The sequence below is a fragment of the Stenotrophomonas riyadhensis genome (assembly GCF_040256885.1).
Lineage (GTDB): Bacteria > Pseudomonadota > Gammaproteobacteria > Xanthomonadales > Xanthomonadaceae > Stenotrophomonas > Stenotrophomonas riyadhensis.
This window is the reverse complement of the sequence record NZ_CP155568.1, coordinates 1,098,388-1,121,086: the sequence shown is the minus strand read 5'-3', so window position 1 is coordinate 1,121,086 and position 22,699 is coordinate 1,098,388. Positions and strand designations below refer to the sequence as shown.

Sequence of the window (22,699 nt, the reverse complement as noted above, 5' to 3'; positions counted from 1 at the left end):
GTGCCGGTCATGATCTACGGTTTCACTGGTCGATACACCGGCAACGCCGAATTCGAGTGGAACGCACCCAGCGTCGGAGCACACCATCAGGCAATGCTGTTCCTGCTGCAGGACGATGAACGCCATGCATTCGACCTCGCGTTGGCCGAATGCTTCCGTTTCGGCTTCGATGAAATCCGGGATCTACGCTGTGGCCATCTGCAGGTCGATGTACTCAACACCGATGCCTACCGCGGCTTTGCTGTCTTCTACGAAGAAGCGCTGGAAGCCGGCTCTGCCCTGCTCTACTACCCCGCCCCGCTGTAGTGCCGAGCCATGCTCGGCACATTGTCCACGACAGCCGCGAAGATTCAGTGCACCGGGGCTTTCGGCCCCAGCAACGCCAGCAGCACATAGACCACGATCGAGGCGGCGGTACCGAGCGCTGCCGGCAATCCGTATACCCACGCCGAACGGCCCTGCTGGCGCGCCCACTGCGCCAGATGCCAGGCCGCGCCCAGGTTGATCAGCCAGGCAATGGCGAACACCGGCCACAGCACCATGCCTATCGCGCGCAGCACGGGCATGGACACCAGCGCGACGACGATGGCCGCGATCAGGAAGATCAGCGCGGAGCGGGAATGCCGGGCCGTTGCGGCGCTCATGCGGCCAGCCTGCGCACCATCACCAGCACGCGATAGCTGCGGTTGTCGGCTTCCTGCAGCGGCTTCCAGCCCAGCCGCGCGTACAGCCCACCATCCAGGGCCTCGGTCTGCAGATACAGGTCGGACACACCCATCCGCACCGCCTGCGCCGCGGCCTGCTCGACCAGGCCGCCAGCCAGCCCACGCCCGCGATGACTATCGGCCACGAACACGCTGCCCAGCCAGTGCTCGTACTGCGGGAAGGCCTGCATCTCCCGGCGCTTGAGCTGCACCGCACCGACCACCTGACCGTCATCGAAGGCAGCGATCAGGTGCGGGAAACCTTCGGCATCCTGTGGCGGGTTCAGCCGCTGAAGTTCCTGTTCCAGCGACAGGCCAGCGTCGCGGCCCCATTCGGCGTGGTACCACCGGGCCAACTGCTGCCGTTCCGGTGCATCGGCGGGTAGTACCCTGAATTCCATGGCAATGCCTCGATGGGGAAGCGTTCTGTAGCGTCGAGCCATGCTCGACTGATCTGGCACTGCGCGAAAGGCAGTCGAGCGTGGCTCGACACTACAAATATAGCGCGGTGGCCGCTCAGCGTTGGGCGAAGTCCTTCAGGATCTCGCCGATGCCGCTGGGCGAGATCTCAAAGCCCAGCGAAGTACCCGGGTTGATCACCACGCCATAGCCACCCGGCACGCGACGCAGTACATCCAGCATCCGCCAGCGGATCTGGTGTTCGGCCTGCTGGCTGTAGATGCCCACCCGCGACGGGTCGGTGAACACGGCCACGTGCAGGGTGCCCTGCTTGTCGAACAGCAGCGGGTCGAAGCCGCTGCCGTCGGGGGTGACCAGGCTGCCGGTCAGCAGCACCACTTCGGAGGCGACGAAGGCCTCCATGAAGGTGCGGATCGGCACCGCCCCATCCATCGCCGCCTTCAGCAGGGTTTCGATCGGGGTCTGCGCGGCGAGGTCGGTCATGGCGGTACGGTGGGGCGTGAGGGGTGCCTATTGTGCCGGATGCAGGCAAACCAGGTAGTGCCGGCCGCTGGCCGGCACCTGAAGGTGCCATGGATTCATGGGTTGCCGGCCAGCGGCCGGCACTACCGTCCCAGTCGCTGGTCCCGCGCCCGCTGGTCGGCCATCGCCTTGTCCAGCTCGGCCTGCAATGCCGGCTGCTGCACGGTGGCCTCCAGCACGTAGACCTTCACGCCGTGCGCGGGCACGTCGGCCTTCAGGGAGGCATCCACCTGCAACCAACCGCCGTCCAGTGCATCGCGCCAGCGGCCCGCCTGCACGTAACGCGCTACGGTGAAGGTTCTGGCCTGGTCCCCCTTGTTCAGCAGCACCAGCGCGGTCTGCGCCACGTCGCCCTGCTGCAGCACGCGGAGGAACACCGCCTCGTCGCCCTGCAGGCGTTCGTTCACCTGCAGGCCGCGCTGCAGGGCCGGGGTGGCTGCGCGCAGCCTGGCGATGCGCTGCAGCGGCGCGAAGATCGGGCTCTGCGGGGCAGCGTCCACGCGCGGCTGACCGAAGTAGGCACGATTGCCGGCATGCTCGGCGCGACCACGCATGAAGCCGGTTTCCGAGCCGTAATAGACCACCGGAATACCGCGCGCGGTGAACAGCCAGTTGTGCGCATCGATGAAGCCGTTGTCGCTGGCCTGCAGCCGCGGCATGTCGTGGTTGTCGTAGAAGCTCATCAGCTCGTACGGGTTGGCGTACGGCCCACCGCTCAGGTGCAGCGGCTCGGCCAGGGTTTCAAAGCCCTTGCCGGCGGTACCGAAGGTCTGTTCCAGTGCGCCGCGCAACGGGAAATCGAGCACGCTGACGTTGGCGTTGGCCGGCCAGGTGTGCTCGGCAATGCGCGCGGCATCGTAATCGAACGCTTCGCCGAACATGAACATGCCTGGGTGCTCGGCGCGGATGCGTTTGACGAAGGCATGCCACCACGGGTGCGGCAGCCAGCCGATGGTGTCGATGCGCAAAGCGTCCACGCCCTGCGCGGTCCACTGCAGGTAAGCGCCGACCAGGTAGTCCATCACTGCCGGATTGTCCTGATTGAAGTCGGACAGCTCGGCAAGGTTGCCGTCGAAGATCGATCCGTTCTTGCCGTCGACCGGACCGATGTTGTTGTAGAACGCGTGCAGCGGGTTGTGCTTCGGGTCCAGTTTCTGCGGCGGCAGGTTCTGGTGATCAGCGATCAGCGCTCCGTCCTTGTCGAAGATCTGGCCGAACTGCGGCTGCCGCGCCGGCATGGTCCAGGCTGGCGAGCCGTGGTTGCCGACGATGTCCAGCACCACCTTCAGGCCTGCGCCGTGCAGGCCCTTGGTCAACCCCGCGAAGTCCAGGTCCTTGCTGGGCAGGTGCTCATCGAGCTTGTAGAAGTTGATGCCCCAGTAGCCGTGGTAGCCGGTCTTGCCGCGATCGGTCAGCGTACTGGTGCAGCTGATCGGCTTGCTGCCGGTGAACGCCTCGTCCGGGTTGTCAACGATCGGCGTGATCCATACCGCGCCGAAGCCGAGGTTGCGGATGTACTGCGCATTGTCGAGCACGCCGCGGAAGTCACCGCCGAGATAGCCGATGTTGCCGTCCACCTTGTCCGGGCACGGCACCGGGATATCGAAGGTGCGATGCGTGCCGCCCTGGTCGCGATGGTCGTTGGACGGGTCGCCGTTGACGAAGCGGTCGGTGACCACGAAGTACACCGCATCGCTGGCGAACGGTTCGGTGGTGCCCACATAGTCCGGGCGTGGCGCGGCCGCCGCATGGCCGGCCAGCAGTACCAGGGAAACAGCAACAGACAGCGCACCACGCATCACACCACCTCCGGACGGGACGGAACCCGCAGCACGCACAGGCCGGCGACGAACAGGCTGCAGCCGCCCAGCACCAGCACATGCATCGGCTGGCCGCCCAGCCAGGCGCGCAGGGCAAAGCCGAGCGCGCTGGCCGCGACCAGCTGCGGGATCACGATGAAGAAATTGAAGATGCCCATGTACACGCCCATCTTCGAGGCCGGCACGCTGTCGGACAACAGCGCATAGGGCAGCGAAAGAATGGACGCCCAAGCGAAGCCGACGCCGACCATCGACAGCAGCAGCCAGTGCGGGTCGCGGATGAACATCAGCGAGACCAGGCCGGCGCCGCCCAACCAGAGGTTGACCAGGTGGCTCCAGCGCAGGCCGATCGCACGCACCATCGGCGGGATCAGTACTGCGGCCAGCGCGGCGAAGCCGTTGTAGGCACCAAACAGCACGCCCACCCAGTTGGCGCCCTCGTTGTAGGCCGCTGACTGCGGATCGGTCGAGCCGAAGTGGGTACCCGCCACCGCGGCGGTGGTGTAGATCCACATCGCAAACAGCGCGAACCACGAGAAAAACTGCACCCACGCCAAACGACGCATGGTCACCGGCATCGCGCGCAGGTCACCGACGATGGCGGCCAGCATATGCGTGGCCGGCAACGCACGCGCGGCCGCCAGCAGCAGGCCATAGCCGGCACACAGGCCGGCCAGCACGTACAGCATCCTGTCGCCCTGCCGCCAGGCGATCAGCAGCGCCAGCAGCACGCCCAGCCCCAGCCATACGGCCACCTGTGCCCACGGTGCCGGGCCGTTGATCGCCGCCGCTGCATGATGTGCCGGCGGCTCGGCGTCATCGAAACCGGCCAGCTCTGCCGGCGAGTACTCGCGGGTGCTGACCACCGTCCAGGTGATCGCCGCCAGCAGCACCACCGCGCCGAAGTAGAACGCATAGCGCACGGTATCGGGCACTTCGCCTGCGGCGGCCGTATTGGCGACCCCGAAGCGGGCGAGGATGAAGGGCAGGAAGCTGGCGACGATGGCGCCCACGCCGATGAAGAAGCTCTGCATCGCGTAGCCGACCGGCCGCTGGCGTGGTGCCAGCTGATCACCGACGAAGGCGCGGAACGGTTCCATCGACACGTTGATGGAGGCGTCCAGCACCCACAAGGTACCGGCGGCGATCCACAGCGTCGGCGAATTCGGCATCACCAGCAGCGCCAGCGTAGTCAGTACCGCACCGATCATGAAGAACGGGCGGCGACGGCCCCAGCGCGTCCAGGTGCGATCGGACAGGTAACCGATCACCGGCTGCACCAGCAGGCCAGTCAGTGGCGCCGCGATCCACAGCCCGGGTACCGCGTCCATGTCCGCGCCCAGTGTCTCGAAGATGCGGCTGGCGTTGGCGTTCTGCAGGGCGAACCCGAACTGGATGCCGAGGAAGCCGAAACACATGTTCCAGATCTGCCAGAACGACAGCTGCGGTTTGGCGGGACGACTCATCGTGCGCCCTCTTCCATCGCCACCGGCGACACCTTCAGCGCCTGCACCTGGGCCTGGTTGAGCACGCCATCGCGCCCACCCTTGCCGCCGGTGTAGTGCGCGAAGTGCTGCAGCGCGCTCATGTTGAAGCCCTCTTCAAGCGCGACCGTGCATTGCCCCTCTGGCACAGTGAATGTCGCCGAGGTCGAGTCCTGCACCGCCACGCTGTGCGGCAGGGTGACCGCATGCCGCTGCAACGGCTGGCCCGGGCACTGCAGCACCAGCTGCTTGACCGCAGCGGTGACGCCAGTGTTGATCGGCCCGTTCGGGTTGCGGTACTGCAGGCGCAGGCGCACCTGCCCGGCCCTGGCCGAGGTGAACTGCCAGCGATCATCGCCCTTCAGCACCTGCTGCGGACCGACGCAGCGCGTCGGGCTGTGCAGTGATTCCAATGCACCCACGCGCCAGGTCAGGCTGAGGCAGTGCTGCAGGCCATCGTCGCTGATGTGCACCTGGCCATTGCTGGCGGCGACATGCCTGCCGTCCTTCCATAGCGTCTGGTCAGCCGCAACCGGGACGCTCCAGCCAGTGCCTTTGCGGGTGGCCTGCGGCGCAGTCGGTGTAGCTGGCGCACGCGCGTTGGCATCCGCAGTCGTGGCAGAAAAACCGGTTGCTGCCGGGGCGGCGACCAGCTCCACCGTGGTCGTCGTGCCACGCGTGGTGGTGCTGCCGGCCACCAGCAGGCCATCGCCCACGTTCTGCGGGCGCTCCAGCACATAGCGCTTGCCGTTGGCTTCCAGCGTGATGCGGGGGCGCGTGCCGAACAGTTCTGGCACCAGCACGGCCGGCAACTTGGGCTGCACGCGGCCATCGTCCTGCACGCCGAACACGCCCTCGACCACCATCGACAGATAGCCGGCCACCGACCACAGCTGGCGTTCGGAGTTGACCACCGGGCCGCTCAACGCGCCCTCGTCAACATGCACCGCCTGGCTGACCAGTTCGTAGTTCTCCATGTTGGAACCGGCCAGCGCCGCGCCCTGCATCAGCGAGCGGATCTCGGCGGCGATGCGCGGTGCATCATCCAGCTGCCGCGCCGCACGCAGAGAGTACGCGCTGACAAACGGCCAGATCGCACGGTTGTGGTAGATCGGCTGCTGCGATTCCTGCGGCCAGACCACCGGGCTGCCGGCTGGCCCCATCGGGTAGGCAGCCAGTGCACGGCGCGCGCGCTCCGGCGGCAGCACCTCGGCGAGGATGCCCAGCGACAGCCCGAGCAGATCGACCTTGGCGTACGGCACAGGGTGCGCGGCTTCGCCGATGTAGCTCATGTACTGGCCGATATCCTCACGCCAGAAGCGTGCATCGATCTGCTGCGCCAGCGCATCGGCCCAGGCCTTGTAGTCGGCTGCGCGGGCGTCGCCGTGCTGGCTGGCCAGCCGTTCGGCCAGGCGCAGCGCCTGGTAGTGCAGCACATTGGTGGACAGTGCGTAGGAGTCACCGATGAAGCGCACGTCCTCACGGGTCCAGTCCGGATAGGTCTGCTCGCGCCAGTCCAGGAACGAGGTCTCGCCACGGTACAGGCCCATCTGCGCGTCGAACACCATCGCGCGATCCTGCGCCAGCGTGCCCTGCAGCGCCTGCCAGACCTGGTTGGCAAACGCGCGATCCTGCAGCAGGTGACGTGCCGCCAGGAACCACACCACGCGGTCGCTGCTGATCGGCCAGCTGCCGCCGGAACCGGTGTCCTGCGCGACGAACAGGTCGGGCGTATGGCCATCGCGCGCTGCCGACAGCTTGAACTGCAGCGACTGCCGGGTGCGCTGCGGATCCAGCCGCGCCAGCGCCAGGTCGGCGGCAAAGCTGACATCGCGGGTCCACACGTAGGGCCAGCGCGCGCCCGTCTGGAAGCACTCGCAGGGCACCGGCCGGCCTTCGTCGAACGCGGGATCGCGGATCGCATCCACGCGGTCCTGGTCCATTTCCTGCTGGGCCAGCGCGAACAAGGCATCGAACATCACGCTGCCGGTCTGGCTGCGCATCGGCATGGGCGCGATACGCACCTCACCCTTCGGCGCATGCAGCACGAAGCTGCCGTTGGCAGCGGCTTCGGCACGCGCATGGCGGCCGTCGAATTGCAGGTCGGCCGCCTGCGCGGTCGATCCCAGCGCTGCCCCCAGGGCAGCGGTCAGGCAAATGATCTTCAGCATCGAAGCGGCGGACCGGCTTGCGCCCGTCGGCCTCCCTCCCTCTCTGCACGCGTTGTAGGTCCGCACCACCGTTGCCGGCGGGCGGGCGCGGCCCCTCCCTCAAGGTGCCTTGGCCCCATGGTAGACGCGGGGCTGTCGGCTGCGTCCAGCTGCATACGTATTCATGGCGTTGCGCGGTAGCGGGCCTGCCGCGCTGGCTTATGGTCCGGGTCTGCCAACGGCGCCTTGGGAGGGGAACTGCCGATGTCACCTACTGCTGTACGCGCGGTGTTCGCGCATATGCTCGGACTGGCTCTGCTGGGATTGGCCACGCTGGCGCAGGCCGCGCCGCAGGTCGTCACTGTCGAATCGCCTGGCAGGATGCTCAAGGCCAGCATGGTGCTGGACGGCGGCACGGCGCGCTATCGCGTCGAGCGTTTCGGCGAGACCGTGGTGGAAGATTCGAAGCTGGGCTTTGCCTTGCGCGATGGCCGCCTGGACCGCGATTTCGCCCTGCTCGGCCAGCAGCAACGCAGCGTCGATGACAGCTGGGAACAGCCCTGGGGCGAGCGCCGGATTACCCGCAACCGTTTCAATGAGCTGACCGTGCATCTGGCCGAGACCACCGGCAGCAAGCGCCGGCTCGATGTGGTGTTCCGCATCTACGACGATGGCCTCGGCTTCCGCTACGTATTCCCCGAGCAGCCGAACCTGCGCGAAGCCATCATCGATAACGAGCTGACCGAGTTCGCCATCGCACAGGATTCCACCGCGTGGTGGATCCCTGCCGGCGAACCGATCCACTACGAGTACCTGTACCAGCGCACGCCGTTGAATGAGGTGCCGTTGGTGCATACGCCAATGACCCTGCGCAGCCGCGATGGGCTGCACGTGGCGATCCACGAGGCCGCGCTGGTGGACTATGCCGGCATGTGGCTGCGGCGAACCGAGGGCCAGCGTCTGCGCGCGCAGCTGTCGCCCTCGGCCGAAGGCTGGAAGGTGCGCCGTGCCCTGCCCTTCGCCACGCCGTGGCGCACGCTGCAGATTGCCGACCGTGCAGGTGGCCTGGTCGAATCAGACCTCATCCTCAACCTCAACGAGCCCAATGCACTGGGCGATGTGAGCTGGGTGAAACCGGCCAAGTACCTGGGCGTGTGGTGGTCAATGCACCTGGACAACGAGAGCTGGGCGACCGGGCCGAAGCATGCGGCCACCACCGCCAAGACGAGGAAGGTGATCGACTTCGCCGCCGCGCACGGCTTCCGTGGCGTGCTGGTGGAAGGCTGGAATCCGGGCTGGGACGGCATGTGGGTGGGCAATGGCTACGACTTCGATTTCACCCGTGCCACACCCGATTTCGACATTGAAGCGCTGTCAGCGTATGGCCTGAAGAAAAATGTACATCTGATCGGCCACCACGAAACCGGCTGTGCCATCGAGCATTACGAGGACCAGCTGGGTACCGCACTGGACCTGTATGCGCGGCTGGGCGTGGACCAGTTCAAGACCGGCTACGTCTGTGACGACGGCCAGGTCGACCGCCGCAATCCCTCGGGCGGCCCGCTGTGGCGTGAGTGGCATGACGGGCAGTTCATGGCGCGCCACCACCTGAAGGTGGTCCAGGAAGCGGCGCGGCGGCACCTGTCGGTGAACCCGCATGAGCCGATCAAGGACACCGGCCTGCGCCGCACCTATCCCAACTGGATCTCGCGCGAAGGCGCACGTGGCATGGAGTACAACGCCTGGGGCCAGCCGCCGAACCCGCCGGAACATGAGGTCAACCTGGTGTTCACCCGCATGCTGGCCGGGCCGATGGATTACACCCCCGGCATCCTCAGCCTGAAGGGCCGCCACGGCCAGGCCATTCCCAGCACGTTGGCACGCCAGCTGGCGCTGTACGTGGTGCTGTACAGCCCGATCCATATGGCCGCCGACCTGCCCGAGCACTACCTGCAGCATCGCGAGGCGTTCCGCTTCATCGAGGACGTGGCGGTGGACTGGGAGCAGAGCCGCGTGCTCGATGGCGAAGTGGGCGACTACGTGACGATCGTGCGCCGCGACCGCAACAGCCGCGACTGGTTCCTCGGCAGCATCACCGACGAGCACGGCCGTGTGCTGCCGGTATCGCTGGGCTTCCTGGAACCGGGCATGCGCTACCGCGCCGAAATCTACCGCGATGGCGTGGGTGCTGATTTCCGCAGCAATCCATTCGCGTTCGCGCGCGAAACCCGTGAGGTGACCAGCGCCGACGCACTGACGCTGGTGCTTGCGCCGGGTGGCGGGCAGGCCATTCGTTTCACGCCGCTTTGAATGCCCCGGCAGTGCCGGCCGCTGGCCGGCAACCCGGTGATCGTGATTGCAGGCCAGCGGCCGGCACTACCGCACGAGGTACCTGAAAGCGATTACACCCCTGCAAACGCCATTGAATACGTATGCAGGGTGATTCCCGCGAAGAACGCGCTGCCTACCATAGCGGCGACGACAGCGGCCACCGCGTCGCACGTCCACGGTCACGCCGGGACGTTCACGAATCGATCTGCAACATTGCCTGGGAGGGGAAAATGTTGAACCACAAGCGCAGCGCGCTGAGCATCGCGCTGGCCGTTGTCCTGGCGCCGACGCTGGCGTCGGCACAGTCCACGCAGAACACCACCGCGCCGGCCGCCACCGCCGCCACCGCCGCCACCAACCTGGATACGGTGCAGGTCACCGGCATCCGCCGCGGCATCGAGAACGCAATCGCGATCAAGCAGGACGCCACCTCGGTGGTCGAAGCGATTTCCGCCGAAGACATCGGCAAGCTGCCCGACGTCAGCATCGCCGAATCCATCTCGCGCCTGCCCGGCCTGGCTGCCCAGCGCGTGGCTGGCCGTGCACAGGTGATCAGCGTGCGTGGCCTGTCGCCCGACTTCGCCACCACCCTGCTCAATGGCCGTGAAGTGGTCAGCACCGGTGACAACCGCGGCGTCGAGTTCGACCAGTACCCATCCGAGCTGGTCAATGGTGTAACCGTCTACAAGACCCCGGATGCCGCCCTGGTCGGGCAGGGCCTGTCAGGCACCATCGACATGCAGACCGCGCGCCCGCTCAGCTTCGGCGAGCGCGTGATCGCAGTCAGCGGCCGCTACCAGAAGAGCTCCCTGGGCCGCGCCGCCAACATCGATCCGTATGGCAACCGTTTCAGCGCCAGTTACATCGACCAGTTCTTCGACAACACCCTGGGCATCGCCATTGGCTACGCGCACAGCGACATGCCGATCCAGGAGAACCAGGTCGGCCTGTACGAGCCGTGGACCACCGAACACACCGACAAGGGCGAGCGTCGCGGAATCGCACCTGGCACCTACTTCACCGATGGCATCAAGGCGCTGCGCCGTACCGGCAACAACAAGCGCGACGGTGTGATGGCAACGATCCAGTTCCGCCCCAGCAACAGCTGGACCAGCACCTTCGATGCGTTCCACACCGAAGCCGAGCAGATCGACACCGCCAACCAGTTCGAGCTGAGCCTCAGCGGCAACGGCGAGGACAGCAACAATCCCAACGCGATCCTGCCGGTGTTCAGCAATGTCGGCCGCAATGCCGATGGCAGCTTCACCGGTGGCACGATCAACAATGCGTACCCGCTGGTGCGCGGCATGTACAACAAGCGCAAGGACAAGATCGATGCGTTCGGCTGGAACAACGAGTTCAACGTCGGTGGCGTGAAGCTGGTCGCCGACCTGAACTATTCGAAGGCAACCCGCCGCGAGATCAACCTGGAGAACAACCTGCAGCTGGTGCCGCGCCCGCAGTTCGACACGATCGGCCTGGTGGTGAACAACAACAGCTTCTCGCAGATCACGCCGGGGCGCGACTATTCCAATCCGGACAGCCTGTTCCTGACCAACACGATCTATGGTTCCGGCTACGGCAAGGTGCCGGAGGTCGAAGACCGCTTGAAGGGCGCCAAGCTGGCGGCGACGCTGCCGGTTCCCGAAGCCATGTCCAGCTGGTTCTCGGATGTGGACGTGGGCGTGAACTATGCCGACCGCCGCAAGCAGAAGGCCCAGGCCGAAGGCAACATCCTGCTCGGCGCCCAAGGCGAATCCACCATCGCTCCGGACCTGCAGTACCGCCCGGTCAACCTCGGTTTCGCCGGCATCGGCTACATCCCGTCGTGGAATGTGCCGGCAGCCGTCGGTCGTTACATGACCTTCAACCCGGTCGACAACCTGGACTATCTGATTCCCAAGTCGTGGACGGTCGAGGAGAAGATCACCACCGCGTGGGCACGCCTGAACATCAACACCGACATCGGCGTGGTCGGCGTGCGCGGCAACATCGGCGTGCAGATGCAGCACACCGACCAGAGCTCGGATTCGCGCTACTGGGACAGCTCGCAGCCGGCAGGCAGCAATATCCAGCCCTTCTCTGCCGGCAGGACCTACAAGGACTGGCTGCCGAGCTTGAATCTGGTGTTCATGTTCCCGCACCAGCAGACGCTGCGCTTCGCCGCCGCCAAGCAGGTGGCACGCCCGCGCGTGGACCAGATGCGTGCCGGCCTGGAATTCGGCGTGGATACCAACAACGGCCGCCCAGGCGGCAGTGGCGGCAACCCGCTGCTGGATCCGTGGCGCGCCACCGCGCTGGACCTGTCCTATGAGAAATACTTCGGCGAGAAGGCCTACGTGGCTGCGGCGATCTTCTACAAGGACCTGAAGAGCTACGTCTACACGCAGTCGGTGGACAACTACGACTTCAGCGGCCTGCTGGGCAACTACGTGCCGCCGCCGGGAATGACCGCACCGGTGCTGACCACCGGCACCTTCTCCACGCCGCAGAACGGCAAGGGCGGCACGTTGAAGGGGCTGGAGCTGACCGGGTCGTTCCCGCTGGAGATGCTGACCGACAGCCTGCGCGGCTTCGGCGTGCAGGCCAGCGCGACCTTCAACAAGAGCGACATCACCATCCTGGATCCGGAGAGTGCCTCCAGTGTGGGCACCGACCCGATCAGCCTGCCGGGCCTGTCCAAGCGCGTGTACAACTTCACCGCCTACTACGAGCGCAGTGGCTTTGAAGCACGCGTGAGCCAGCGCCGCCGCTCGGACTTCATTGGTGAGATCGGCAACTTCAACGGCAACCGCACGCTGCGTTACGTGGTGGGCGAGAACGTGACCGATGCACAGGTCAGCTACACCTTCAGCGACAGCAGCAGCCTGCGCGGGCTGACCCTGCTGCTGCAGGGCAGCAACCTGACCAACGAACCGTACCGCACCTACGCCGGCAGCAAGGACCGCCCGCTGGAATACATCGAGTGGGGCCGTACCTACATGCTGGGCGTGAACTACAAGTTCTGACCACGACCGGGTAGTGCCGGCCGCTGGCCGGCAACACAAGGGGAGCAGGACCGGAAACCCGCTGCGCAGGCAGCGGGTTTTCTTTTGCGCGAATGCCGGCCGTTGGTCGGCAAGGCCCATCCACGCCTGGCGTGGATCTACTGGTTGGGGTGTCGCTGGGTAGATCCACGCCATGCGTAGATGCCCTTCACCACAATCCCACCCACAAAAAAGGGACGGGGCGCTTCGGCCCCGTCCCCGCAAGTACCGCCACCGGAGAAAACGGTCAGCTGCGTCGGGCGCAATACACCGCGCGCGGCGGCAGCTGGAGTTCATTGCCCTGCACCGTGCCCGCATCCGGGCCCGGCACCGCCACCTGCTGCCAGTTGCCCGGCGGCAGCGGATGGCTCACCGCTTCGGCCGACAGGTTGAAGGCCAGCAGGAGGGTTTCATCTGCAAGCATACGCTCGAACAGCAGCACTGGCTCGGCGCTTTCGATGAATCGGATGCTGCCATGCAGGAGTGCCGGCTGGCTATGCCGCCAGGCCAGGAACCCGCGGAACGCGGCCAGGACCGAGTCCGGGTCGCGCTCCTGCACCGCCACGGCCGCGGCGCGGTGCTCGGGCGGGATCGGCAGCCACGGCTGGCCGGCGGTGAAACCGGCCAGCGGCGCGTCGGTCCACGGCAAGGGGGTCCGGCAGCCATCGCGGCCCTTGAAGTTGGGCCAGAAGGTGATGCCATAGGGGTCCTGCAGGGCCTCGAACGGCACCTCGGCCTCGGCCAGGCCCAGTTCCTCGCCCTGGTACAGGCAGACCGAGCCGCGCAGCGAGCACAGCATCGCCACCAGCATCCGCGCCAGGCGCGGGTCGGCCGGGTGGCCGCCCCAGCGGCTGACCGCCCGCTCCACGTCGTGATTCGAAACCGCCCAGCACGGCCAGCCTTCGGTCATCGCCGCTTCCAGCCGCGAGACCGTGTCGCGGATGTAGGCCGCGCTGTAGTCGTCCACCAGCAGTTCGAAGCTGTAGCCCATGTGCAGGCGGCCATCGCGGGTGTACTCAGCCGTAGTGGCCAGCGAGTCCTCCGAGGAGATCTCGCCCAGGCTGACCGCCCCCGGGTACTCGTCCAGCAGCGCGCGCAGCCGCTCCAGGAACGGCAGGTTCTCCGGCTGGGTGTTGTTGTAATAGTGGTACTGGTAGGCGTACGGGTTGTCCGGGCTGAAGCCGCGACCGAAGCGCTTCTCCGCCGGCTTGGCCGGGTTGTCGCGCAGCTGCGCGTCATGGAAGCAGAAGTTGATCGCATCCAGGCGGAAGCCATCCACGCCGCGGTCCAGCCAGAAGCGCACGTTGTCCAGGGTCGCCTGCTGCACGTCCGGGTGATGGAAGTTCAGGTCCGGCTGGTCGACCAGGAAGTTGTGCAGGTAGTACTGCTCGCGGCGCGGCTCCCACTGCCAGGCGCAGCCGCCGAACAGCGACAGCCAGTTGTTGGGCGGCGTGCCGTCCTCGCGCGGGTCGGCCCAGACGTACCAGTCCGCCTTCGGGTTGCTACGATCCTGGCGGCTCTCGCGGAACCAGGCGTGCTCGATCGAGGTGTGGCTCAGTACCTGGTCGATCATCACCTTCAGGCCCAGGCCGTGGGCCTTGGCCAGCAGGCGGTCGAAGTCGTCCAGGCTGCCGAACAGCGGGTCGACATCGCGGTAGTCGGCGATGTCATAGCCGAAGTCGGCCATCGGCGACTTGAAGAACGGCGAAATCCAGATCGCATCCACGCCCAGCGCGGCAATGTGGTCTAGGCGCTGGATGATGCCTGGCAGGTCGCCCACGCCATCGCCGTTGGCGTCGAGGTAGCTGCGCGGGTAGATCTGGTAGATGACGGCTCCGCGCCACCATGGATAGTGCGACATCGACAGCCCCCCTCCGGGCATGCAGGGCCCGCCGGAAGCGGGCCTAAATCCTGTTCCGGCAAGCTTAGCGGCGCCCTCCCGGGCATGGCGCAACCTGCATACGTATTCACGCAGGCGGCAGCCGTGGCCGGGCCGGGGACGTCGGCCAGCCCGGTTTGCGCCCGAATTCACAGGCAACGCCTATAATCAGCGATGAGCCTGAAAGCCTGATCGCATGACCATCACCGAAGACACCCGTCCCGCCCTGGGCCTGCCCCAGATCCAGTCGCTTGCCGCGGCCGACATGGCCGCCGTCGACGCCCTGATCCGGCGCCGGCTGTCCTCGGACGTCGTGCTGATCAACCAGATCGCCGACCACATCATTTCCGCCGGCGGCAAACGCCTGCGCCCGATGCTGGTGATGCTGGCCGGCCACGCGGTCGGCCACGCCGGCCCGGATCACCACCAGCTGGCGGCGATCATCGAATTCATCCACACCTCCACCCTGCTGCACGACGACGTGGTGGACGAATCCAGCCTGCGCCGCGGCCGCAGCACCGCCAACGCGCTGTGGGGCAACGCGCCCAGCGTGCTGGTCGGCGACTTCCTGTACTCGCGCAGCTTCCAGCTGATGGTCGAGCTGGAACGCATGTCGGTGATGCAGATCCTGGCCGACGCCACCAACCGCATCGCCGAGGGTGAAGTGCTGCAGCTGCTGCACGTGCACAACCCGGATACCGACGAAGCCGCCTACCTGCGCGTGATCGAGCGCAAGACCGCGGTGCTGTTCGCCGCCGGCACCCGCCTGGGGGCGCTGGCCAGCGGCGTGGACGAAGCCACCCAGCAGGCCCTGTTCGACTACGGCATGCACCTGGGCTACGCGTTCCAGATCGCCGACGACGTGCTGGACTACTCGGCCAATGCCGAGGAGCTGGGCAAGAACCTGGGCGACGACCTTGCCGAGGGCAAGGCAACGCTGCCGCTGATCCACGCCATGGCCCATTCGGACGCCGCCACCCGCGAGCGCCTGCGCACCATCGTGCAGGACGGCGACGCCTCGGCGATGCCGGAAGTGCTGGCCGCGATCCGTACCACCGGCGGCCTCGAGTACAGCCGCCACCGCGCCGAGGAATACGCCGAAGCCGCCGAACGTGCGCTCGATGGCCTGGCCGACAACGACGCCGTCGCCGCCCTGCGCGGCCTGGCCCGCTACGCGGTGCAGCGTTCGCATTGACCGCCTTCGGTAGTGCCGGCCGCTGGCCGGCATTCCCGATGACATCCGCAGCATCATGAGATTGCCGGCCAGCGGCCGGCACTACCGCTGCAAGGATCAACGTTTCTCGAAGCGCTCCTCGAAGAACTCATCCAGCGCTTTCCAGGCGCGCTTGGCCGCCCGTTCGTTGTACTGGCAGCCTGGCGGACTGTTGGCATCGCGCTCGGCGAAGCAGTGCACCGCGCCGCTGTAGTTGGTGAATTCCCAGTCGACCTTGGCCGCGTTCATTTCCCTCTGGAAGCCGGCGATGTCCTCGGCGGTCACGCTGGTGTCGTCGGCGCCATTGAGCACCAGCACCGACGGGTGCGTGCCACCGGCCTGCGCCGGCAGCGGCGAGCCCAGCCCGCCGTGCAGGCTGACCACACCGGCCAGCGGCGCGCCGGCACGGGCCAGTTCCAGCACCGTGGTGCCACCGAAACAGAAGCCCACCGCACCGATCCGACGGGTATCGAGCGGCACCTTGCCGGCCTGCGCCCTGAGCACGTTCACCGCCTCCAGCGCACGTGCGCGCAGCAGCGGCCGGTCGTTGCGCAGCTTGCTGGCGACCGGGCCGGCCTCGGCATCGGTCTTCGGCCGCACGCCCTTGCCGTAGACATCGGCCACCAGCACCACGTAGTCATCGCCGGCCAGCTGCTTGGCCTTCTCGACCGCCGATTCGTTCACGCCCTTCCAGTTCGGCACCATCACCAGTCCCGGGCGTTTGTCATGCCCGCCATCGTCGTAGACCAGCACACCACTGAAGGTCGTGCCCTGATGCTTCCACTCCACCGGCTGGGTCTTCATCGCCGCCCATGCCGGCATCGCTGCCAGCCCCAGCATCACCGCCACACCGCATCGCCAACGATTCATGCGCCTGCTCCGCAAGAAAAAGGGGACGGAGGGGATTAAGCCGTATTCGCCCCTCCCGCGTCGCATTCTGCATTGGCGACGTGACGCAGGTGTGGTTGGATACGACTTAATCCCCTCCGTCCCCCTTTTTCTGCATGAACCTTGTTGATCGCTTTCTGTCTGGCCTGATCCCCCGCCTGCCTGCCGAGGATGCCCCGCAGTGGGCCCACGTGCAGGGCGCCAGCGGCGAAGACCTGCAGCGCCTGCGTGCGCAGTGGCCTCAGGTGCCAGACAGCCTGCTGGAACTGTTGTCCCGCGTGGATGGCACCCACTTCCGTGAGTACCCCGGCGGCGAGGTCTGCGTGCTGGTGCTCGGCTCGGACGTGGAGGACGGCGGCTATCCCTACTACCTGCGTTCGGTTGCGCAGATCTTCGAAGACCAGCAGCAGTGGGACGACAGCATCCGTTCGATCTACGAAGAGTGGCTGGATGACGAGCCGGAGATCCTGGGTGAGGGCATCGACGCCGATCTGCCGATGAACCGCCGCCTGTGCTTCTCGCACTGCATGAACAACGGCGGCACCTCGATGCTGTACCTGGATTTCGACCCGGTACCGGGCGGCACGGTCGGCCAGGTGGTGCGCTACCTGCACGATCCGGACAGCTATGCGGTGATCGCACCCAGCTTCGATGCGTACCTGCAGCAGATGATTGATCGCGATTACGCGTTCATCGACGAGGAACAGTAGATCCACGCCATGCGTGGATGAATTTCTCCGGAGGGTTGCCGGCTAGAATCCCGTTGGGGTCAGAGCCCTTTCCTGCGGAAAGGGATCCGACCCCTCAGGCGATGCCCAACCCCGGAATCGCACTGATGCTGTCCGGATCGAAACCGGCCAGCTCGGCGAAGTGGCGGCCACGCGCCACGTAGTCACGGTAGGCGCCGAAACTCGGCGCGCCCGGCGACAGCAATACCACCCCGCCTTCAGAACCCAACGCGGCACGTGCCAGCGCCATTGCCTCGGGCAGATCCGCCGCCGCGTGCAGACCGAAGCGACCGGCATCGGCCAGCGGCTGCAGCATCGCGTGGATGCGCGGGCCGTTGCTGCCCATCGTCACGATCTCCACCGGCGGCACGTCGTGCGCCATGTGCTGCATGAAATCGGTCCAGTCCAGGCCACGGTCATGCCCGCCCACCAGCAACGCGATGCGCTGCCCGGCGAAGCACTCCAGCGCGGCCAGGCTGGCATGCGGCGTGGTGCTGATCGAATCGTTGACGTAGGTCAGGCCATCGGCCACGCCGATGCGCTGCAGGCGATTCGGCAGCGGACGGAAATCCTGCACCGCCGGTGCCAGCGCCACGGCGTCCAGCCCCAGCGCTTCCAGCGCCGCCAGTACCGCACAAAGGTTGCCGCGGTTGTGGCGACCCGGCAGCGGCGTGTTGCGGGTATCGAACACGGCCTGCTCGCCGCGATGCACGATGTCACCGCGCATATGCCAGCCCTGCGGCTGGTTGAACCAGACCACTTCGCTGTCGGGCAACGAAAGTGCGGCCAGTTGCGGGTCGGCGGCATTGAGCACGGCGATGCGCGGTGCGGCTTCAGTCACCAGCCGCAGCTTGTCGTCGATGTAACGCTGCTCGCTGCCGTGCCAGTCCAGGTGCTCCGGGAACAGGTTCAGCACCACCGCCACCTGCGGATGGACGCCACTGCGTGCCACTTCGCCGGTCTGGTAACTGGACAGTTCCACCGCCCAGTACGCGGGCGCGGGCCGCGGGTCCAGCACTTCCAGCAGCGGCAGGCCGATGTTGCCGACCAGGCCGGTGCGGTGGCCGGCGGCACGCAGCAGGTGCGCGACCAGCGCGGTGGTGGTGCTCTTGCCCTTGGTACCGGTCACGCACACGGTGTCGTGCACGATGCCATCGGCACCTGCATGTTCGGCAAACCACAGCGCGGTGCCACCGATGAAGGTGGTGCCCTGCCCCGCCGCCGCCAGCGCGACCGGCTGGTAGGGGCTGATGCCGGGCGATTTGATCACCACATCGAACGCGGCCAGCGCTTCAGCGGAAGGCTCGCCACGCACGTCCAGCACGCCCTGTGTTTCCGCATGCGCGGCCTCCACTTCGGCCGCCGGGCAGAACAGGCTCAGGCCAAGCGTGGGCAGGCGCTCGCGCAGCACCGCAAACGCGGCGCGGCCCTCACGGCCCCAGCCCCACAGCGCAACGCGCTTTCCTTCAAGCGTCGAAATCTTCACGCACCCGTTCCCACAGCGCAGCCGGAACGCGGTGCTCGCCCTGCAGCTGCAGCAGCGGTGCCAGTTCCAGTTCGGCGGCATCCAGCTGCGGCTGGATCTCATTGCAGAAGCGCTTCACCAGCACGTCTTCCTTCCACTCCGGGCGCTGCGCCAGGGTCGCCATCGCCGCACGCGATTCGCGGCCTTCGCCCACGCACTCGAACGGCTTGTGGTCCTGGAATTCCAGCAGCGCGTCGAAGCCGCCGGCCTGCTCGGCATCGTCCAGCAGGTTGCGGCCGAAGATGCGCACCAGGCGCGTCTTCGGCATGAACGGGGCCAGCGCCAGGAACACGAAATGGCACTTCGGGCAGACACCGCACCAGCGGTTCACCGGGCGCTCGCCGAGGATGTGGAAGTTACGGTTGCAGCTGGAGAAATGCGCGTCGTAGAAATCGGTCTTGGCGAACTGGCGAGCCACCGCCAGCTCCGACATCGGGCGCAGCAGCGAGTAGTACTGCAGGTCCGCAGCGACGTGCTTCTGCACATGGCTGCCGAACGCCTGCTCGAACGCCCAGCCCTTGGACCACTGGTGGTTCACTTCGCCGGTGCCCGGAATCTGGCTGCCGTAGCTGGCCGAACGCTCATTGGAAAACACCACCTGGTCCACGCCCTGCAGCAGCGCGGCCAACACCATGATCGCCGAGTTCACCGCGGTAACCGGGATATGCCCGTTCCAGGCACCCTGGCGGTTGAGCTCGAACAGTTCCGGCGCCAGCGCGCGGCCCAGGTTCAGCGTCGGCAGGCCGGTGCGTTCAGCGCAGGCACGGATCAGCTGCGAGCCACCGATCCAGGTCACCGTCTCGTCCACGCCGGCACGGCGCAGCGCTTCGATGCTGACCAGCGAATCCTTGCCGCCACCGATCGCCACCAGCGCGTGCGGCTGCAGGCCCAGCACCGGCGCCTGCACTGCCTCGCCCTGCGCCGGCAGGCGGAAGCGGCCGCGCAGGTTCAGGCCGTTGCGGTAGGCGAACTCGCCCAGACCGTTGAGGTAGACCGCCTCCACCAGCGCAGCGGTATCGGCATCGATGGCGTAGCTGTCGATGCTGACCGTCTCCGGCACGCCCGCCTTGTAGTAGCTGACACCGGCGATCAGGTGCAGCAGCTGCAGCGCGCGCTGCACAGCGGCGGTACGCGCTTCGTCCAGCACGAACGGGGCGCCCGGCACGGTGATGGTTTCCACCATCTCCGGGCCGTCATCAAAGGCGTAGACCAGCCTGGCCACGCCGGTGTCCGCGGCGAATTCGCAGCGGACGAAGCGGAAGCGGGAAACCTGGTGTTTGTCGAAAGCAGTCATGGTGTATCCGGTCAGGCACGGGCCCGCGCGATGGCGCGGGGCGTGTCGGTGGGCGGGTGCAGGGCGCGCGCGATGGTCATTCGATCACGTCTTCGCGCGGCAGCATCCGCTGGTTGTAGGTGTTGGCCATCGAATAGCCGTAGGCGCCGGCATCGGCGATCAGCATCACGTCGTCCGGTGCGGTCGACACCGGCAGCTTGCGGCGCTTGCCGAACACATCGCTGGATTCGCAGATCGGGCCGACCACGTCGAATGCCGCTTCGGCATAACCGCCCTGGCGGCTGAGGTTCTCGATGTCGTGCCAGGCGTCGTACAGGGCCGGGCGCATCAGTGCGTTCATGCCGGCATCCAGGCCAACACGGCGCACGCCGTCCTTCTCCACCACCTGGGTGACATGGGTCAGCAGCACGCCGGACTCGGCCACCAGGTAGCGGCCCGGCTCGATCGCCAGGCGGAATGCCGGATGCAGCGCCTTGACCTCGGCCAGACCCTCGGCCCAGGCGTCCAGGTCGAACGGCTCGTCTTCGTCGCTGTACGGAATCGGCAGGCCACCGCCGATATCGATGGTGTGTACGCTGCCGATGCGACGGGCGAAACCGGCCAGCTCATCGCACATCAGGCGCCAGTGCTGTGCGGTTTCCACGCCGCTGCCCAGATGCGCATGCAGGCCGACCACGCGGCTGCCCAGATCGGTGGCCGCGCGCACGAACTCATCGACGCGGGCGATCGGCAGGCCGAACTTGGAGTCCTTGCCGCCGGTGCGGACCTTGGCATGGTGGCCTTCGCCACGGCCCAGATCCACGCGCAGCCACAGCTCGCGGTTGCGGAACAGGTCCGGCCAGCGCTGCAGCGCTTCGACGTTGTCGACGGTGACGGTCACGCCCAGCGCGAACGCGGCTTCGTACTCGCTGCGCGGGCAGAAGCTGGGGGTGAACAGCACACGCTTGGGCGACAGTTCCGGCAGGTGCTGGAACACGTGCTTCAGTTCGCCGTGCGATACACACTCAAGGCCGAAACCCTCGGCTTCCAGCAGCTGCAGGATGGCCGGGTGGCTGTTGGCCTTGATCGCGTAGTAGCGCTGGTCGATCGGCTTGATCGCGGCCAGCGCGCGGGCACGGGCGCGCACGGTCGGCAGGTGGTAGACATAGCGCGGCGTACCGGCGTCGGCCAGCTGCAGCAGGTGCGCCCGCTGGCCCCGCCACCACGGCGTGCCACGCGGGCGCACGGTGCCGGCAATCTCGCGCCAGCGTGGGCCGAACACTTCGGTCTCTTCCACCGGCATCGCACCGCTGTCGATCAGCTCGGCGTGCAGGATCGGCAGCAGGCCATCGGCATCGGCTTCGTCGATGACGAAGGTCAGGTTCAGGTCGTTGGACGACTGCGAGATCATGTGCACGCGCTCGCGGCCGAACGTGGCCCACACGTCCGACAGCTTGTGCAGCAGCGAACGCATGCCGCGGCCAACCAGGGTGATCGCTGCGCACGGCACGATCACCTTCACCTTGCAGATCTGCGACAGGTCGGCCGACAGCGCGGCCAGCACATCGGTGTTGACCAGGTTCTCGGACGGATCCAGTGACACGGTGACGTTGGTTTCGGCCGAACCGATCAGGTCCACCGACAGGCCATGCTTCTTGAACAGGTTGAACACATCGGCCAGGAAGCCGACCTGCTGCCACATGCCGATGCCTTCCATCGACACCAGCACGATGCCGTTGCGGCGGCTGATCGCCTTCACGCCCGGGACCGGCGCAGCGCTGCCATCGATGCTGGTGCCCGGCAGTTCCGGGCGCTCGGTATCGAGGATGGCCATCGGCACGCCGGCATCGCGGCACGGCTTGATCGAGCGCGGGTGCAACACCTTGGCGCCAGTGGTGGCGATTTCCTGCGCTTCGTAATAGTCCAGGCGGGTCAGCAGGCGCGCGTCCGGCACGTCCTTCGGGTTGGCACTGAACATGCCCGGCACATCGGTCCAGATCTCCACGCGGCTGGCACCGAGCAGCGCACCGAAGTACGCCGCCGAGGTATCCGAGCCACCGCGGCCGAGGATGGCGGTACCACCATCGGCATGCCGCGAAATGAAGCCCTGGGTGATCAGCAGGCGGGTCGGCTGCGCGCGGAAGCGCTGCATCCACTCCGCATCGGCACGCCACTGGCAGTTCACCGACAGCCGCTGCGACCAGTCGCTCTGGTTCGGCTGCGGCGGCATCGCGTCCAGCCACTGGCGAGCATCCATCCAGCCCATGTCCAGGCCCGAAGCGTGCAGATAAGCCGCGCCCAGGGTGGAGGACAGCAGTTCGCCCTGGCCCAGCACTTCGGCCTGCCACTGCAGCGGCCGGGTGGCCGCGCGCGCGTCGTCGAGCAGCCCCTGCAGCGCCGCCAGGCGCTCGGCCAGCACCTCGCGGCCCAGGCCGAGTTCAACCAGGAAGGCCTCGTGGCGTTCGACCAGCGCCGCCACGCGATCACGGCTGTCCGGCGCGCCATCGGCGATCGCGGTCAGTTCGTTGGTGACCCCGGACAGCGCCGAAACCACCACCAGCACGCGCGAGCCGGTCTCTTCCGCACGTTTTTTCGCCAGCTTCCCGATCGTGTCCCAGCGATGACGACGCGACACCGAGGTGCCGCCGAACTTCAGTACGATCCAACGATCGACAAGGGGGGAAGCTGACATGGATTGGCTATGTAGAATGTGGGGAAGCCGCCCTCAGGGGCGGA

Annotated in this window: 16 protein-coding genes; 5 read left to right on the top strand and 11 right to left on the bottom strand. The window is 66.8% G+C overall.

The annotated features are described in order from the left end of the window. A complete protein-coding gene (locus SriyCCGPB3_RS05270) occupies positions 1-306 on the top strand; it encodes a hypothetical protein (RefSeq protein WP_153856434.1) in 306 nt (101 codons plus the stop codon). A gap of 44 nt (positions 307-350) precedes the next feature. Here the strand turns inward: SriyCCGPB3_RS05270 and SriyCCGPB3_RS05265 are convergent, their stop codons facing one another. The 6 genes from SriyCCGPB3_RS05265 to SriyCCGPB3_RS05240 form a co-directional block, all read right to left on the bottom strand. Beyond that, positions 351-644 carry a hypothetical protein gene (locus tag SriyCCGPB3_RS05265; RefSeq protein WP_350259954.1) on the bottom strand — a complete coding sequence of 98 codons (294 nt, stop codon included), beginning with the start codon at positions 642-644 and terminating at the stop codon, positions 351-353. Then, a complete protein-coding gene (locus tag SriyCCGPB3_RS05260) occupies positions 641-1,105 on the bottom strand; it encodes a GNAT family N-acetyltransferase (RefSeq protein ID WP_180854121.1) in 465 nt (154 codons plus the stop codon). Before SriyCCGPB3_RS05260 ends, SriyCCGPB3_RS05265 begins: the two co-directional genes overlap by 4 nt. A 115-nt stretch (positions 1,106-1,220) precedes the next feature. Further along, on the bottom strand, positions 1,221-1,607 hold the full coding sequence (locus SriyCCGPB3_RS05255) for an SseB family protein (RefSeq protein WP_350259953.1): 387 nt from the start codon (positions 1,605-1,607) through the stop codon (positions 1,221-1,223). Between the two features lie 122 nt (positions 1,608-1,729). Further along, on the bottom strand, positions 1,730-3,445 hold the full coding sequence (locus SriyCCGPB3_RS05250) for an alpha-amylase family glycosyl hydrolase (protein WP_125427720.1): 1,716 nt from the start codon (positions 3,443-3,445) through the stop codon (positions 1,730-1,732). After that, positions 3,445-4,932 (bottom strand): MFS transporter, encoded by a 1,488-nt coding sequence (locus SriyCCGPB3_RS05245; protein ID WP_350259952.1) that lies wholly within the window; start codon positions 4,930-4,932, stop codon positions 3,445-3,447. Before SriyCCGPB3_RS05245 ends, SriyCCGPB3_RS05250 begins: the two co-directional genes overlap by 1 nt. Next, the gene (locus tag SriyCCGPB3_RS05240; RefSeq protein ID WP_350259951.1) at positions 4,929-7,121 is read right to left on the bottom strand and encodes an MGH1-like glycoside hydrolase domain-containing protein; all 2,193 of its coding nucleotides are present in this window, start codon (positions 7,119-7,121) and stop codon (positions 4,929-4,931) included. Before SriyCCGPB3_RS05240 ends, SriyCCGPB3_RS05245 begins: the two co-directional genes overlap by 4 nt. 237 nt (positions 7,122-7,358) lie before the next feature. On the opposite strand from SriyCCGPB3_RS05240, the gene SriyCCGPB3_RS05235 reads away from it, so the two are divergent. After that, a complete protein-coding gene (locus tag SriyCCGPB3_RS05235; protein ID WP_350260356.1) occupies positions 7,359-9,410 on the top strand; it encodes a glycoside hydrolase family 97 protein in 2,052 nt (683 codons plus the stop codon). A gap of 251 nt (positions 9,411-9,661) precedes the next feature. Then, complete coding sequence (locus SriyCCGPB3_RS05230) at positions 9,662-12,439, top strand: TonB-dependent receptor (RefSeq protein WP_350259950.1); 2,778 nt, start codon at positions 9,662-9,664, stop codon at positions 12,437-12,439. A gap of 265 nt (positions 12,440-12,704) precedes the next feature. On the opposite strand, the gene SriyCCGPB3_RS05225 is transcribed toward SriyCCGPB3_RS05230, so the two are convergent. After that, positions 12,705-14,318 (bottom strand): alpha-glucosidase family protein, encoded by a 1,614-nt coding sequence (locus tag SriyCCGPB3_RS05225; RefSeq protein WP_110711493.1) that lies wholly within the window; start codon positions 14,316-14,318, stop codon positions 12,705-12,707. A gap of 214 nt (positions 14,319-14,532) precedes the next feature. On the opposite strand from SriyCCGPB3_RS05225, the gene SriyCCGPB3_RS05220 reads away from it, so the two are divergent. Then, complete coding sequence (locus SriyCCGPB3_RS05220; RefSeq protein ID WP_350259949.1) at positions 14,533-15,531, top strand: polyprenyl synthetase family protein; 999 nt, start codon at positions 14,533-14,535, stop codon at positions 15,529-15,531. 96 nt (positions 15,532-15,627) lie between these two features. Here SriyCCGPB3_RS05220 and SriyCCGPB3_RS05215 read toward each other — a convergent pair whose 3' ends face one another. Continuing rightward, positions 15,628-16,419 (bottom strand): dienelactone hydrolase family protein, encoded by a 792-nt coding sequence (locus SriyCCGPB3_RS05215; protein WP_350259948.1) that lies wholly within the window; start codon positions 16,417-16,419, stop codon positions 15,628-15,630. Positions 16,420-16,553: 134 nt separating this feature from the next. Between SriyCCGPB3_RS05215 and SriyCCGPB3_RS05210 the strand changes: the two genes are divergently transcribed. Then, a complete protein-coding gene (locus SriyCCGPB3_RS05210) occupies positions 16,554-17,147 on the top strand; it encodes an SMI1/KNR4 family protein (RefSeq protein ID WP_350259947.1) in 594 nt (197 codons plus the stop codon). A gap of 94 nt (positions 17,148-17,241) precedes the next feature. Here SriyCCGPB3_RS05210 and murD read toward each other — a convergent pair whose 3' ends face one another. The 3 genes from murD to SriyCCGPB3_RS05195 form a co-directional block, all read right to left on the bottom strand. Further along, on the bottom strand, positions 17,242-18,651 hold the full coding sequence (gene murD / locus SriyCCGPB3_RS05205) for a UDP-N-acetylmuramoyl-L-alanine--D-glutamate ligase (protein WP_350259946.1): 1,410 nt from the start codon (positions 18,649-18,651) through the stop codon (positions 17,242-17,244). After that, complete coding sequence (murL, locus tag SriyCCGPB3_RS05200; RefSeq protein WP_350259945.1) at positions 18,632-19,984, bottom strand: UDP-N-acetyl-alpha-D-muramoyl-L-alanyl-L-glutamate epimerase; 1,353 nt, start codon at positions 19,982-19,984, stop codon at positions 18,632-18,634. The genes murD and murL overlap by 20 nt, the downstream gene beginning before the upstream one ends. Positions 19,985-20,060: 76 nt before the next feature. Next, positions 20,061-22,655, bottom strand: coding sequence for a bifunctional aspartate kinase/diaminopimelate decarboxylase (locus tag SriyCCGPB3_RS05195; protein ID WP_100437481.1), 2,595 nt, complete (start codon positions 22,653-22,655; stop codon positions 20,061-20,063). Positions 22,656-22,699 lie beyond the last annotated feature (44 nt).